Raw genomic sequence first — 15,552 nt, 5'->3', positions numbered from 1 at the left:
GCGTCTCTGGGCTAAGCATCGCAGTCTAGCACTCAGGTCAATGATGCGCAGGCTTGTCGGGCCCATTCCAAGGCAGACGGCGACAATCTGGGGCCTAGGCGTTGCAACAGCTTTGTATGATAACTGTTCAGCCAGTCACGCTCGGCCTGGGTCAGAAGATCCTGCACCAACATGTCTGTTTGAATGGGGCACCAGGTCATGTTCGAGAATGTCATAAATCCATCATCAGCCTGCGTGATTTCAAACAGGTTTTCGATCCGAATGCCAAATCGGTCGGTCTCATAGTAACCCGGCTCGATCGACAGGATCATACCGGGGGCCAGATCAACGGGGTTGTAAGGTTTGCCGATCCGCTGAGGATGCTCGTGTACCGACAGGCGGTGGCCAACGCCGTGACCGGTGCCATGATCGTAGTCCAGCCCGAGATCCCACAACGGGCGGCGACAGATGGCATCAATGTGATGGCCTTGTGTTCCGGGCGGAAAACGCAGGGTGCACAATGCGTGAAAAGCTTTGAAAACAGCTGTATAAGCCCGATCATACCCGTCGGGCCTGTTAGGGCCGAAGGCAAAGCTTCGAGTGGCATCCGTGGTGCCCGTTTCAAACTGCCCTCCGGAATCCAACAGATATGTGCCGTTCATGACCAAAGGCACCACGTTGCCTTCCTGCGTTGCATAGTGGCACATGGCGGCATTGCCATCCGCAGCGGATATCGGGTTGAAACTGTCTCCGAGAAACCCGGATTGCGCACGTCTGAACCCCTGCATAGCCAATTCAGCCTCGCGTTCCGTCACTGGATTACCCATGTTGGCACGTTCTGGAACCGTGGCCGCCAACCAGGCACAGAATTCTGTCCAGGCGATGCCGTCAGCGATGTGGCAGGCGCGCATCCCCTCGATTTCCGTCGGGTTCTTTTGCGTCTTGGTCGTGGTCAGCAAGCTTGGCCGGGGCTTCTGATCGGCACCGATGCGCTGCAGCACGATACGGACGGCCGCTGGTGAGAACTCGGGGTCAAACATGACGCCCTGCCCTGCAGCAGCCCTGGCCTCCAGCGTCGGTAGAAATGCCTCAGGTGCGCAAAGCTGAACGTCGTTAGGCAGGTGATCCGTGACACTCTGATCCAGCTTTTGCGGCGCAACAAACCACAGAACCTGACCCGAGACGTCGACCATTAGAAACGAATGCGGCACCGGATTTAGGTCGACGTCTGCCCCCCGGACATTTAACAGCCAAGCAATATTGTCCGGCTGGGATTCGACCAGCAACCCGGCCCCAAGGCGGCGCATTCCCGCAACCAGATCGTCGATCTTATCGCCCGACGGCTTGCCTGAAAACTGCACTGGAAATGGCTCAACCCGACCCATCCGGATCGGGGGTTGGTCAGGCCAAACTGCGTCAACGGGGTTCTTTGCGACCGGGGTCAGCTCTTGGCGCTGCAACGCATTGGCGAAACGGTCATACAAGACAGGCGACAGATGCATGGCATCAAAACCGATGCGCCATCCGGGCTGAGCCCGGTCGGCCAACCAGTGCTCGGGTAGGTCGTCGAATAGATGCAGGTGTGTAAACTGCGCCGAAGGGCATTGATTTGCGGCCTGCACCACATATCGTCCGTCCACAAACAGGGCGACCGTGTCCATTGTGACAACTGCCATCCCGGCGGTGCCGGTGAACCCGGTGACATAGGCCAGTCGTTCATCATGTGGGGCCAGATATTCCGCCTGATGCGCGTCATAGCGGGGCAGGATGAAGGCATCCAGACCTTGCGCCTGCAATTCTGCCCGCAAGGCAGCAATGATCGCCTCGCGTTTGGTTTCGGGCGCATCAAGAATGGGCATTAATCTCTTCAACATGATGACAGGCTACCTCACCACGCCCTTCGAAAGGCAAAAGGGCAGGAACCTGTTGTTTGCATATTTCGCTGGCATGACGGCAGCGCGCGTGAAACGGACAGCCTGGCGGCATGTTTAGCGGTGAGGGCAGTTCCCCCTCCAACTTGGTCGCCTTGCCCCGGTCGTCCGGGTCCAGTGACGGGGCAGCAGACAACAGAGCCTGACTATAAGGATGGGCTGGATTCGAGAACAGGGTTTCGCTGTCCCCGATCTCGACAATCCGTCCCAGATAGATCACCGCCACCCGGTTCGACACATGCCGGACCAGACGCAGATCATGTGCGACAAAAAGAATGGTCAGGCCAAGGTCGCTCTGCAGCTCAAGCAGCAGATTCACCACCTGCGCCTGAACCGACACATCCAGTGCCGAGACCAACTCATCAGCGATCAGCACTTCGGGCTCGACCGCCAGGGCCCGGGCGATAGCGATACGCTGACGCTGACCGCCGGAAAACTCGTGCGGTAATTTTTGCTGAGCGTCCTGCGGCAGCCGGACCAGATCCAACAGTTCAGCCACGCGGGCGAGGATACCATCCTCGGGGCGCATGTCGTGAACCCGAAGCGCCTCGGCCAGAATTTGTCCTGTTGTCATCCGCGGATTGAGCGAGGAATACGGATCCTGAAACATCATCTGAACACGGCGGTTATAGCTGCGATCTGTGCGTTGCGCCGCGTCAAAGATGTCTTTTCCGTCAAATCGGACTTCGCCCTCGCTTGGCTTGTACAGACGGACAATACAGCGTGCCAAAGTGGACTTGCCGCAGCCAGATTCACCCACAACACCAAGGGTTTCTCCCCGGTGCAGGTCCAAGCTGACACCGTTCAGTGCACTTACAACGCGGCCCGGCCTACCCGTGACCACATCGGCCATGCTGCGCCCCATGGGAAAGCGTAAATGCAGGTCCTGAATTTGCAATACGGCGCTGTTCATGCGGCATTCCCCTGTTCATTGGTGACCGGATTGAAACAGGCAACCTGGCGCCCCTCTGTGATCAGGGATAACGGTGGCCGGTCCTGTTCGCAGGAGGCGACACAGGCGGCACAACGGGGTGCAAAGGCACATCCCCGTGGCAGCGCATCAAGGCTGGGCGGGACACCCGGCACCGAATAGAGCGACGTCCTTGGCGGCAGGTTTTCCGGTACCGATCGCATCAGACCGACTGTGTAAGGATGGCGCGGGTGTTTCAGCACGCCGCGCACTGGCCCCTGTTCGACGATCCGTCCGGCATACATCACCGCGACATTGTCGCAGGTTTGGGCCACCACGCCCAAATCATGGGTCACCAGCACCACGCCCATATCCATGTCCTGCGCCAACTGCAGGATCAGATCAAGGATTTGCGCCTGAATGGTCACGTCCAATGCTGTTGTCGGCTCATCCGCCAGCAATAATTTGGGCGTCGCGGCCAAAGCAATGGCGATCATCACGCGCTGCCGCATCCCACCTGAGAATTGATGCGGATAGTCCTTCAACCGTTGCTTGGCCGAGGGGATGCCGACCAGGTTCAGCATTTCGATTGCGCGATCACGACGCGCCGCCTTAGACAAGTCAGTATGGGCGTGCAGGGTTTCCTCAAGCTGCAGCCCGACCGACAGCAGAGGATTGAGCGAGGTCATCGGCTCCTGAAAGATCATCGCGATCTCGCGCCCCTGGATTTGGCGCAATGCGCGATCCGGCATTCCCACCAGATCGCGCCCCTGCCAGCGTACCTGCCCAGTTACATTGCCATATCGGCGGGCCAAGCCAATAATTGATCGTAGGGTTATGCTCTTGCCAGAGCCGCTTTCACCGACCAGCCCCAGAACCTCACCCTGTGAGACTGAGAAACTGACATCACGAAGCGCAGGCAACGCCTGACCCGTGCGGTGAAACGTGGTGCACAATCCGTCCACCTCGAGAATTGGTACTTGGTGTTCCACTCCCTACCCCCGTGGTCTCAGGAGATCGGCCAAACCGTCACCCAACAGTGAAAAGCCCAGCCCGGTCACAACAATGGCAATGCCCGGCATCAGGCTTAGCCACCAGGCAGTTGAGATAAAGTTGCGGCCTTCGGCAATCAGCACGCCCCACTCGGACTGTGGCGGTTGCGCGCCCAGACCCAGATACCCCAGGGACGAGCCCAACAGGATCACCAGCGCCATATCGGTCATCCAGTAAACGATGACAGGCGTAATCGCGTTGGGCAGCAGGTGGCGGAATATGATGCGTCGATCCGAGTAACCCATGACTATTCCGGCCGCGGCGTAATCGTTGCCCATCTGGGCAATCACCTCGCCTCGCATCAAACGCGCGTAATATACCCAGTAGACCACCGAAATCGCGATATACATATTGACCAGACCCGGCCCCAACACGGCGACAACCGCTATAACCAGAACCAAAAACGGGAAGGTGATGACCGCATCAACAATCCGGCCAAATATCAGATCGGCAATGCCCCGGTAATACCCCACCAGTGCCCCGACGATAACACCGGTCACCAGAGCAAAGACCGTGCCAAACACCGCCATCTGCATGTTGACCTGATAGGCCCAGATTACTCGTGACAGGCTATCCCGTCCCAGCAGATCGGTGCCGAAGGGATGCGCCCACGAGGGTGGCTGCCTAAGCGCCAGATAATCGATTGCGTTGGGATCATAGGGGGCAAACACATCGGGAAAAACGGCCAGCATGATTGAAAATCCGATAATCAGCAATCCGGCCACAAACCCCGGTTTGCGCAGCGCCCGTTGCATGAATGTCGGTTGCGTGGGGGTAAAAGTCGCATCACTCATTGCAGTCGCATCCTTGGATCAAGGCGGCTCTGGAACAGGTCCGTCATCAGGAAAACCAGCGTTACCAACAGGGCAAAAGTCAGGGTCAGGCCCTGTATCAGCGGATAGTCCCGGGCAAAGATGGCCTCGAGCATCAGCCGCCCCATGCCTGGAACCGCAAACACCGTCTCGGTGACCAGAGTACCACTCATCAGGTTGCCGATGGACAGGCCCAGTAGCGTCACGGTTGAGATCAACGCATTGCGCAACACGTGCCGTCCCAGGATCAGCCGCGCGGGCAGCCCTTTGGCACGGGCAAACTGGACGTATTCGGCATCCAGAACCTCGATAATCGCGCTGCGCAGGTTCCGCATGATGATGGCAGAGGTATACAATGCAACGGTGACCGAAGGCAGGAACAAATGATATAGCCGTTCCCCGAACGTATCGCCGTACCCGCCCACCGGGAACAATCGCAGCTGCGCGGCCAAAAAGGTCAGCAGAACCAGACCGATATAGAATACGGGCATCGACAGACCGACCTGAAACACAGTGCGGATCACCGCATCCGGCCAGCGCCCACGATTGAGCGCCGCGACAAAGGCCAGAGGCCCGGCAATCAACAGAGACAGCACAACAGAATAGACCGTCAGAAACACCGTAATCGGCAGACGGTCGACAATCACAGTGGTGACATCCGATCGCATCAGAATGGACCGGCCCAAGTCACCCTGAACCGTATTGCTGAGGAACAGCCAGAACTGCACCACCATCGGTTGGGTCAATCCCAACCGTTCGCGGATGGCCTGGATATCAGCATCCGAGGCCCGATCCCCGGCCATTGCAATCGCCGGGTCACCCGGCAACATGCGCACCAGAAGAAAAATGATCACCATGACCAGAAAGAAGGTCGGGATCATCAGAAGAAGCCGTTTGAAGATATAAGTCAGGCTGGACACACGCACGCTCCGCACAAGAATCCCGCCGCCAAAAAGGCGACGGGAAGAAGGGTCAGATCTTAACGGCTGACCGTTGCTTCATCGAAGATGTTGTTGCCCAAGGGGGTTTGGACATACCCATCGACAGCATTGCCTACGGCCACGGCAAAGGGTGTTTCGTACATGAACAGCAACGGTGCTGCTTCTGCATAAACTTCCTGCATTCGGGCGAACTTGGCCTTGCGGGCCTCTGGGTCCATCTCTTTGGCGGCTTCTTCGAACAGGGAGTTGAACTCGGGGTTTTCCCAGCCTGTGCCCACGGCCTTGGCGGTCGGGGTATAGCCCAGCCATCCCACAACCTGGCTTGGATCGTTCACGTCATTGACCCAGCCATAGGTGTGAATATCGAACTCACCCGAACGGTTCTTGGCGCCGCGTGTTGCGCCATCGACCTGTTCGACCACCAGATTGATGCCCAACGGGGCCCACATCTGCTGAAGCGCTGCAAAAATCGTGGCGTCATCCGCCGACCCCGCCAGTGTGGTTAATGTCACCTCTGTACCCGGCTGCACACCGGCCTCGGACATAAGCGCCTTGGCCTTGTCCATGTCATAGGCATAAAGCGGGTCCATGTCGGCCGCATATTGCGTGGCCTTGGCCATCAGAGGCGAGCTCATCGGTTGTCCAGCCCCATGCAGAACCACACCGATCAAAGCATCCTTGTTCGTGCCGTAGTTCAACGCCTGCCTCACCCGTGCATCTGCAAGCGGATTAGGTGACCCATCTGCCCGCGCTTCACGCGTGTTGATCGGCGAATAGATGATCCGGGTGGACGGGTAGAGCTGCATTTTGATGTTTGGATCAGCCTCCAGCTCCGCCACACGGCTGAACGGGATGAATTCCGCGGCATCCACCTCACCGGCCTGAAGGCGCAGGATACGGGTCGCATCGTCAGGCACGATCTCAAAATGCACGCCGTCCAGATAGGGCAGCGCTTTACCATCCGCACCCATGCGCCAGTAATTCTCGTTGGCGCAGAAATCCATCGATGCGCCCTGTTCAAAACCGCACAGATAGAACGGCCCAGACCCAACGCCTGCCGATTTCGCTGCAAAGATCGCGGCGGATTTGTCTTGATCCGTTGCGCCAGTGGCAGCGTCAAAAGCGGCTTTTGAGACGATGGCCGTATTGAACGTTGCCAGCATCGACAGCAAGGTTGGGTCAGGTGCCGACAACGCAATGGTCACGGTATTGCCATCCGCCGAAACCGAGTCTATCGACCCCAGCAGACCGGCCCAGGGGCTGAGGTCAGGGTTGCGCGCCCGATCAAGGGAAAAGACGACATCCGCGCCAGACATCGGTGAGCCATCGGCAAACAGCACGCCTTCGCGCAGGGTCAGAGCTACGGATTTGCCGTCTTCGGAGACCGCATGGCTTTCCGCCAGGCCAGGCTCGACCGAGTTTCCATCGGCGCTGCCGCGCAGCAGAGTGTCGAACAGGCTGCCAACCATCCAGATGTCAGGATTGCGGTCCGCATAGATTGGGTCAATCAGCCGCGAACCGTCATAGCGCGCAAAATTCAGGGTTCCGCCCCGCTCCTGCGCCATTGCCGGTATCGACAGCGTGGCGGCGATGGTCATTCCCAGTACCGTCTTCAGCATCATTCTTCTCTCCTCCCGGAAAAATCTATGTCATTCCTGATCGAGAGAATACGCGATTCTTAGTTTTGCTAAAGTTTTTTTTAGTGAAAGGTTAAACTTTTTTACTTGTATCCAATCTGCACGTTATCCCAATCACTCTGCAGCAGACCCGGACGGCCCTGTATCTTTGATCGGAGAGGTGGTGACCCAGAGCTCGACCGCCTCATTTTCCCCCAGCACAACCGAGTAGTGCCGCGTGGACGTGTCATGGTGAATCACGTCACCAGGGGACATGATGAAAATCCCTTTCCCCAGATGATACTCCAACTGACCGGACAGCAGATAACAGAACGCTTCTCCATCGTGGCACATCTTTTCCGACACATGGCCTGCAGGGCGGTGAACGATCTGGGGATGGAACAATGCGCCGGCGAATCCTGGACCAAGCTTCTCATAGAACCGCCCCCGCGTGCCTAATGAATAGGTCTGCCGCTGGTCCTTGGGCACGAATTCCGAATACACCTCGGGCACGCTGAGAAGCTGTTCGATGCTGGTTTGCAACGCCGCTGCGATCGCCATCAAAGATGTCAGAGAAGGAGAGCTGAGCCCCCGCTCAACCTGCGAAAGGAACCCGGTTGTCAGATCAGAGGACTTCGCCACCTGCTCTAACGTCAGACCCATGGCCTTGCGCCGCCTTCGGATGGCTTGCCCCAGCTCGGTTGGCTTGCCCTTTGTTTTGGCTTTGGCACGCTCGGTCGGAGCTAACATATGGACTCTCCTGCGGTTCCTATGGTCTTGGCCATTGAATAGAAAAAAAGTCGCAAGATCAAAATTTTTCTTAGTGAGGCTAAAACTTACCAATTATGTCCATTCCAAAACAGAGTTGCAGACACCGCCCCGCGCCCCATAATCGGGAAAAACAATCCTGGTCACAACATGCATCAGCCCCCCATCTTCTGGTCTTTCTGCCGCTGCCCCTACGCGATGAGGGCGCGTCTGGCTATTGCCAGCGCAGGTATCACCGTTGAGCTGCGAGAGGTTCGCTTGCGTGACAAACCCAAAGCGTTCCTGCAAACATCGCCGACAGGTACAGTTCCGAGTTTGCGGTTGCATGATCGGGTGTTGGATGAAAGCCTGGACATCATGATCTGGGCACTGGAGACAAACGACCCCCTGCAGCTTTTGGACATGCCCACCGAGGGCCGGGAACTTATCGCTACTTTTGACGGCCCGTTCAAAGAGGCGCTGGATCATACGAAATACAGCACGCGTTACCCGGATCTGGATGCAAAGGCCGAACGACAGAAGGCCTCAGATTTTCTGATTGACCTGAATGCACGCCTTGAGGCTCGCCTGTGGCTGTATGGCGACCGGCCGACCGTGGCCGATCTGGCGCTTTTGCCGTTTATCCGACAGTTCGCTTTCATCGACCGGGCCTGGTTCGATCAGCAACCCTGGCCTCACCTTATTGCATGGCTGGATCGGTTTCTGGACAGTGAGCAGTTTAGTCAGGTCATGACCAAATACACACCTTGGATTGAAGGGGACGCACCGGTTCTATTCGGGTGACAAAGTTCCGACACCTGCCCGGGCCCTTTACGCCGGGCGCAACCGACCAAATTGCGCCTAGACAGCCCCGACTTCACTTAACTTTTGCGCACAGACATTTGCTGTCAGTCAGACGCCACCCGCTTAAACAGGCGGTAAATCACCACGAAAAACACCGGTACAAAGACGACGCCCAGCACTGTGGCCGAGATCACGCCGCCCATGACGCCGGATCCCATGGCTGTTCGGCCCCCGGCCCCCGCACCTGAGGACAGAACCAGCGGCAGGACACCCAGGGAAAAGGCCATTGAGGTCATCAGAATGGGCCTGAACCGCTGATGTGCGGCATCCCTGACGCCCTGGAACAATGGCTCTCCGGCTGCGACCTTGTCGCGCGCAAATTCTACGATAAGGATAGCGTTCTTGCCGGTCAGGCCAATGACGGTCAGCAGCGCGACCTGAAAATAGACGCCGTTTTCAAACCCGCCCAGCCAGGCCCCGGTCAAAGACCCGGTGATGCCGATCGGCATGGCCAGCATCACCGCGAAAGGAATGGTCCAGCTTTCATACAGCGCCGCAAGGCACAAAAACACCGCAGCAAGGGACAGGGCGTAAAGCATCCCGGCCTGGTCTCCGGACTCGCGTTCTTCCAGCGACAGGCCAGTCCAAGCGATCTGATACCCGGGTGGCAGTTGCTGCGCCAACGCTTCGATCTCGGCCATCGCCTCACCCGTTGTGAAGCCACCTGCAGGGCTGCCTTGCAACTGAATGGCGGACACACCGTTATAGCGGTAAAGCCCCTGCGGGCCGAATTGCCAGTTGGATGTAGAAAAATTAGAGAATGGCACAAGCCCACCCGAGTCGTTCCGCACCCGCCATGCGCCAATGTCCTCGGGGACCATGCGATAGGGCGCGTCGCCCTGAACGTAGACCCGTTTGATCCGGCCCCGATCCAGGAAGTCGTTTACATACCGCCCGGCCCAGGCGACCGACAAAAGCTCTCCGACATCCTGCGCTGACAGGCCCATCGCACCCGCGGCACGCCAATCCAGGTTGATGTTGAACTGGGCGGCATCCTCCAACCCGTTGGGTCGGATTGAGGCGATCGTCTCGCTTTGTGATGCCAGGCCCATCAGTTGGTTCCGGGCCTGGACCAACTCTTGGTGGCTTTGGCCGTCGCGCGCCTGCAGGTAGAAGTCGAACCCGCTGACATTGCCAAGTTCGATAACTGCCGGAGGAACAATCGGAAAAACCAGCGCGTCCTGAATTTGCGAAAAGGCCCCAAACGCCCGCCCCGCGATTGCCTGAGCACTGCGATCAGGCGTGTTGCGTTCGTCCCAATCTGTCAGACTTACAAAGGCCAGGCCCATGTTTTGCCCCTGACCGGCAAAGCTGAAGCCGCGCACCGTAAAGACCGAGGCGACGTTTTCAGCTTCATTTTCCAAATAGTACTGCTCGATTTGTTCAAGTACGGCTTCGGTAGACCCGGCCGTAGACCCGGTTGGACCCTGCACCAAAGTGAACAGGATGCCCTGATCCTCTTCGGGCAAAAAGCCGGTCGGCGTGCGGGCAAACAGATACACCATTGCCGCGCCAATCAGCAGATAGATCAAACCCATACGCAGGGGGCGTCGTATCGAGAACCCGACCAGCGAGGAATAATGATCGGTCAGCTTGTCAAACCCTCGGTTGAACCATCCAAACAAGCCGCGATTGCGCTTGTCGTGATTGGGTTTGCGTAAAAGGGTGGCGCACAGCGCCGGTGTCAGGGTCAGAGCGACCACAACGGATAGCATCATCGCGGACACAATTGTGATCGAGAATTGCTGGTAAATGACCCCGGTGGACCCCCCGAAAAATGCCATCGGAATAAACACGGCAGACAACACAAGTGCGATCCCGACCAATGCGCCAGTGATCTGGCCCATGGATTTCCGCGTCGCCTCGTAGGGGGACAGGCCCTCTTCCTCCATGATGCGTTCGACGTTTTCGACAACGACAATGGCGTCATCCACAAGCAATCCGATTGCCAGAACCATCGCCAGCATCGTCAGCGTGTTGATCGTGAACCCAAAGGCCGCGATTATCCCAAATGTCCCCAACAAAACCACAGGCACCGCAAGAGTTGGAATGATTGTCGCACGCAGGTTCTGCAGGAACAGGAACATGACAAGGAACACCAACACGATTGCCTCGATCAGCGTGTGGACCACTTCTTCGATTGAAATCTCGACAAATGGTGTGGTGTCATAGGGCACTACATATTCCACACCATCGGGGAAAAAGGCAGACACCTCCTCAAGCTTGTGCTTCACGCGTTCAGCGGTTTCCAAGGCGTTGGCGCCCGAAGCCAGTTGAATAGCCATCCCCGCTGTTGGATTGCCATTAAACCAGGCCGAGGTCGTATAGGTCTCGGCCCCGATCTCAACCCGCGCCACATCCCGCAGCAGGACAAGGCCACCGTCGGTTTCAGCCCGGACCACGATCTGTTCAAAATCCTCTGGCGTGGACAAAAGCGATTGCGCCGTAATCGTCGCATTCAGCGCTTGCCCCTCAATCGCGGGAAGAGAGCCAAACGACCCTGCCGACACCTGTGCGTTTTCTTCGGATACCGCCTGAACGATGTCCGACGGCGTTAGCTCGAATGCGGCAAGCTGTTCGGGGTTCAGCCAAATACGCATCGCATATTGCGCGCCGAAGACCTGAACATTGCCAACCCCATTGAGACGGCTGAATTCATCAACCATGTTCGACACAAGATAGTCGGACAGGTCCACCGCGTTCAGACGGTTATCGGTCGACACCAGCGCCGCAACCAAAAGAAAACCGCCCGACGACTTTTGTACCGTAACGCCTTGGCGTTGCACAGTTTCAGGTAGCAGCGGGGTGGCCTGGCTCAGTTTGTTTTGCACCTGCACCTGCGCGATATCCGGATCGGTACCCGTTTCAAATGTCAGCGTGACCGAGGACGCGCCAGTCGAAGTCGACGCCGAATTTATGTATCGCAGCCCGTCCAGGCCCGTCATCTGTTCTTCGATCACCTGCGTCACGGTGTTATTCACCGTCTCTGCCGAAGCGCCGGAATACGAGGCGCTGACGTCAACGGTTGGCGGCGCGATTTGCGGGTATTGTGCCACCGGCAAGCTCAGAACCGCCAACGCACCAATCCCCATCAGCAAAATCGAGATGACCCATGCAAAAACAGGTCGGTCAATAAAGAAACGTGCCATGAACAGCTTTCACATCTGGTTGCGGGACACCCGGCGCCCCAAACTGGGTACGCGGGTTACGCGTCGGGCTCTTCTGTAGGAGCAACCGTTGCCCCGACACCAATCTTTTGCAGACCCGACACGATTATCCTGTCCCCCGCCTGCAGGCCGCCGGTAACAATCCATTTGTCGCCTTCCGTCCCTCTGACGGTCAGAATACGCTCGGCCACCGTGTCATTGTCATCAACGATCATCGCCGTTGGCTGGCCACGCCGGTTGCGTGCGATACCTTGCTGTGGTGCAAGGATCGCCCCTTGCAGGACCTCAAACGGAAGATGGGCAGTGACATACATGCCCGGCAGAACAATCTGATCGGGGTTCGGAAACTCGATCCGCAACACAGACACACCAGTTTGCGGGTCCACCTGCGGCTCGGCCGCAAGGACTGTTCCGGTCTGACCAAAGGTGGATCCATCTGCCAGCGTCACTGTCACCGTGGGATCCAGCGACTGCAGCGCCGCTGGCTGGGTCGCAATTGCCCGGTTAAAGCGCAAGACATCCTGCGTGGATACTGCAACGTCCACATAAACCCTGTCGATCTGCCGGATCACGGCCAAAGGCTCTGCCTGTTGTGCGGTCACAAGCGCCCCCTGTGTGGCCAACGCTCGACCCACCCGCCCCGACAAAGGCGCGCGTATGACAGTGTGCTGCAAGTCGATCTTAGCTGTCTGCAGCTGCGCTTTTGCGACCAAAAGACCAGCCTGGGCCGAATCCCTTTCAGCCACGGCGGCATCAACTGCCTGTTGACTGGCCACGTTTCGCAACAACAGTTCCGCCACGCGTTTTTCTTCTTTTTCAGCAGCCGTCAGCCGGGCTTCAGCCTGCGCCACATTTGCGTTGGCCTGCTGAACCTGAGCGTCATAAACCGCGTCGTCTATGCGATACATTGCATCGCCTTGCTGAACCGTGCCGCCCTCCTGGAACAGGCGTTCAACGACAATTCCGGAAACCTGCGGTCTGACTTCTGCAACACCCAACGCGGCCACTCGACCGGGAAGTTCGGAAAAAAGCGTCACGTCTTCTGCTTTTAGCATCACAACGGTGACAGGGACCGGATTGCCGGATTGTGCAACCGCAATGGACGTCATACCGGACAACAGCGCTGTCAGTGACATCAGCAAGAAACGTCGGTATCTGATCATTTGGCTTCTCCGTCTGGTGCGGGCTGTTTGCCAGCAGTTCTTGACGCCCGCGGAAAGGTCAACCTTCGACCCTTTGCGCAAAATGGTAGCGCTGACTATCCCTGAGATTTTAAGTCTCAAATTGCAATAGCGAATTCTATCCGGACACGGCTATTTTTCACGTCCGGCTGCGTGCTGGACAACAAACTCGCAGTTGCGGAAGGCAAGCTTTGGCCGGCGCGCAAATGATCGCACCGAGCACATTACCGAGATGTCCCTTTTCGCCCAAGTTGAAAGTCTGCACGTTGGCGGGCTAGGTTACACCTTTGCCGATTTTGCGAATGTTGGAATCCCCAAAAGGACATTTTCCCATGGAAATCAACGCAGACTTTTCTTCCCGCGTCGTCGTCCACTCTGATCAGCTTGAATGGCAGGCTTCACCGATGAAAGGCGTGGACCGGCGCATGCTGGACCGGATCGGAGGCGAGGTTGCCCGCGCCACCACCATCGTCCGCTATGCGCCCGGCAGCAAGCTTTCCGCCCATACCCATACCGGGGGCGAGGAATTCATCGTGCTTGACAGCGTGTTTCAGGACGAACATGGCGATTTTCCTGCTGGAACCTACGTGCGCAACCCGCCGACATCCCAGCATACCCCAGGGTCTAAGCCCGGCTGCACCATCTTTGTTAAGCTCTGGCAGTTCGACATGGACGACCGCAACCAGTTCCGCAAAACCATGGCGGACGAACTGGCCACCCCGGTCAACGGCGTGGCCACAGCAACGCTTCACAAGGACGCGCGTGAAACAGTCACCTACAGCCATCTTGATCCGGGTGCTCAGATGGCGTCAGGTGCCGCAGGCGGGATCGAGGTTTTGATCATCGGTGGGTCGCTGACATCTGGTGGCGATCTTCTGTCCAAAAACGATTGGCTGCGCCTACCCGAGGGTGAGACGCTGTCTGCAACTGCCGGCCCTGACGGCGCCAAGCTGTGGATGAAGTCAGGCCATCTACCTTTTGCACAGCCACCGGAAGTTTGACCCACGACCTCCCATAGACCTCTGGCGCTTATCGCAGGTGCGGGGGCTGGCCTTGGCCAGTCCCTGCTGTCGCGTCTTCAAACCGGTGGGATGACTGCTGCTGGGCTGGGTCGAACCCGGCCATCGGAAACGATTGGAATTTTCATCGGGTCGATCTTTCTGATCCCGGTTCAGCAGCCCCCGCCGTGGCCGAACTGACCGCCGTTCTGAAGGATCGGTATCACGCGGCACTGGTGGATGAGTGCAACATGGTTGAAGCAAAAAACAACACCGGAGCCGAGTGTCTGCAGGCCATAAATGCGTTTTACAGACACGCGCTGAACGATGGCAAAACATTATCGGATGAGGCTATTTGAAAAGATCAAAAGTTCCACGCCAAAGAATATGTCAACACATTTGATGAAGCTGAAGAAGCCCTGAAGCCCCGCTGTGAACCCGGCGCCCACTCAGCTTGGAAAACCAATTAGGGGCCGACGCACATTTGGCAGGCATTCGTGGGCAGAGCGAAAACGCGTTTGGAGCTGGTGCACGAGAATTCAGGGGCTCTGTTGTTTTTGACGACTTCAGGTCAGCAGCAGAGTCGACAGTTTTGATGCACCATCCTGCAGGTTTTCCATAAATTGCATCAGACTTTTCAGATCATGACGCTGGGTCGGCGCGTGGACGGACAAGGTGGCCACCAGCCTGTCCTGGCCGTCCAGAACGGGAACGGCAATGGCGATCATTCCCGACATGAACTCTTCATCATCCGTTGAATGACCCTTTCGGGATATGCGTTTTATCTCTCGGCGCAACGCATCAGGTTCGGTTACGGTATGATTGGTTTTGGGCTGCAGTTTGCGCGCTGACAAATAGCCGTTCAGCGTGTTTTCTCGCAGCGTGGACAGGTACATTTTACCACTGGCGGTGCAGTGAAACGGAACCTGAGTGCCAACCGGCAATTGAATCCGCAACGGCCACTTGGTCTCGACCCTGTCGAGATAGATCATCCCCTCGCGGTCCGGGACCGCAAGGTTACAAGTCTCGCCAATTTCATCCGCAACGCCGCGCAAAATGGCAAGACGCGCGGTCCGCAGGTGCTCGGACGATACCGTGTTAACAGACAGCTGTCTTAGCCGGGGGCCGGGACCGAATGACCGGCCGTCCAGGTCACGCTGAAGAAAGCCCTCGGACTCTGCCGTTTGCAACAAACGGTGGATTGTTGGCTTTGCCAGACCCAATGCAGAGATCAGGTCTGACGGCTTCACCGCGACTCCGCGTCGTGCGACCTCTTCCAGGATCAGCAATAGACGCAGGTTTGTCGGTATCTGAGTGTCTTTTTCCGGTGCATCCGTATGGGCCATCCCGCTA

General features: G+C 57.5%; 13 protein-coding genes. 3 read left to right on the top strand and 10 right to left on the bottom strand.

What is annotated here, in order from left to right; translation table 11 throughout:
• Positions 1 to 32: 32 nt before the first annotated feature.
• The 7 genes from SJY13_RS20585 to SJY13_RS20555 all read right to left on the bottom strand — a co-directional run bounded on the left by SJY13_RS20585 (position 33) and on the right by SJY13_RS20555 (position 7,992).
• Entirely contained in the window at positions 33 to 1,838 is a 1,806-nt protein-coding gene (locus SJY13_RS20585; protein ID WP_377193882.1) for an aminopeptidase P family protein, read from the bottom strand.
• On the bottom strand, positions 1,825 to 2,823 hold the full coding sequence (locus tag SJY13_RS20580) for an ABC transporter ATP-binding protein (RefSeq protein WP_377193880.1): 999 nt from the start codon (positions 2,821 to 2,823) through the stop codon (positions 1,825 to 1,827). The genes SJY13_RS20585 and SJY13_RS20580 overlap by 14 nt, the downstream gene beginning before the upstream one ends.
• Positions 2,820 to 3,812, bottom strand: coding sequence for an ABC transporter ATP-binding protein (locus SJY13_RS20575; RefSeq protein ID WP_377193878.1), 993 nt, complete (start codon positions 3,810 to 3,812; stop codon positions 2,820 to 2,822). The genes SJY13_RS20580 and SJY13_RS20575 overlap by 4 nt, the downstream gene beginning before the upstream one ends.
• Before the next feature lie 3 nt (positions 3,813 to 3,815).
• Complete coding sequence (locus SJY13_RS20570; protein ID WP_377193876.1) at positions 3,816 to 4,667, bottom strand: ABC transporter permease; 852 nt, start codon at positions 4,665 to 4,667, stop codon at positions 3,816 to 3,818.
• Positions 4,664 to 5,605: an ABC transporter permease gene (locus SJY13_RS20565; protein WP_377193874.1), complete on the bottom strand. Its 942-nt coding sequence runs from the start codon at positions 5,603 to 5,605 to the stop codon at positions 4,664 to 4,666. Before SJY13_RS20565 ends, SJY13_RS20570 begins: the two co-directional genes overlap by 4 nt.
• A 59-nt stretch (positions 5,606 to 5,664) precedes the next feature.
• Positions 5,665 to 7,248 carry an ABC transporter substrate-binding protein gene (locus SJY13_RS20560; protein ID WP_377193872.1) on the bottom strand — a complete coding sequence of 528 codons (1,584 nt, stop codon included), beginning with the start codon at positions 7,246 to 7,248 and terminating at the stop codon, positions 5,665 to 5,667.
• A 129-nt stretch (positions 7,249 to 7,377) separates the two neighbouring features.
• A complete protein-coding gene (locus SJY13_RS20555) occupies positions 7,378 to 7,992 on the bottom strand; it encodes a helix-turn-helix domain-containing protein (protein WP_085822096.1) in 615 nt (204 codons plus the stop codon).
• A 168-nt stretch (positions 7,993 to 8,160) separates the two neighbouring features.
• Between SJY13_RS20555 and SJY13_RS20550 the strand changes: the two genes are divergently transcribed.
• On the top strand, positions 8,161 to 8,793 hold the full coding sequence (locus SJY13_RS20550; RefSeq protein ID WP_377193870.1) for a glutathione S-transferase: 633 nt from the start codon (positions 8,161 to 8,163) through the stop codon (positions 8,791 to 8,793).
• 104 nt (positions 8,794 to 8,897) lie between these two features.
• Here the strand turns inward: SJY13_RS20550 and SJY13_RS20545 are convergent, their stop codons facing one another.
• Both SJY13_RS20545 and SJY13_RS20540 read right to left on the bottom strand, forming a co-directional pair.
• Entirely contained in the window at positions 8,898 to 12,002 is a 3,105-nt protein-coding gene (locus SJY13_RS20545) for an efflux RND transporter permease subunit (protein WP_377193868.1), read from the bottom strand.
• Positions 12,003 to 12,058: 56 nt separating this feature from the next.
• On the bottom strand, positions 12,059 to 13,183 hold the full coding sequence (locus SJY13_RS20540; RefSeq protein WP_143534850.1) for an efflux RND transporter periplasmic adaptor subunit: 1,125 nt from the start codon (positions 13,181 to 13,183) through the stop codon (positions 12,059 to 12,061).
• A 350-nt stretch (positions 13,184 to 13,533) separates the two neighbouring features.
• On the opposite strand from SJY13_RS20540, the gene SJY13_RS20535 reads away from it, so the two are divergent.
• Complete coding sequence (locus SJY13_RS20535; protein WP_377193866.1) at positions 13,534 to 14,202, top strand: cupin domain-containing protein; 669 nt, start codon at positions 13,534 to 13,536, stop codon at positions 14,200 to 14,202.
• 185 nt (positions 14,203 to 14,387) lie between these two features.
• On the top strand, positions 14,388 to 14,558 hold the full coding sequence (locus SJY13_RS20530; RefSeq protein ID WP_377193864.1) for a hypothetical protein: 171 nt from the start codon (positions 14,388 to 14,390) through the stop codon (positions 14,556 to 14,558).
• Positions 14,559 to 14,765: 207 nt separating this feature from the next.
• Here SJY13_RS20530 and SJY13_RS20525 read toward each other — a convergent pair whose 3' ends face one another.
• Positions 14,766 to 15,545 (bottom strand): IclR family transcriptional regulator, encoded by a 780-nt coding sequence (locus SJY13_RS20525; RefSeq protein WP_377193862.1) that lies wholly within the window; start codon positions 15,543 to 15,545, stop codon positions 14,766 to 14,768.
• Positions 15,546 to 15,552: the final 7 nt, after the last annotated feature.

Origin of the sequence: Ruegeria meonggei, from assembly GCF_042768335.1 — a bacterium.
GTDB classification, from domain to species: Bacteria; Pseudomonadota; Alphaproteobacteria; order Rhodobacterales; family Rhodobacteraceae; genus Ruegeria; species Ruegeria meonggei.
The sequence above is the reverse complement of the archived record's forward strand: the minus strand, read 5'-3'. Positions and strand labels throughout refer to the sequence as shown.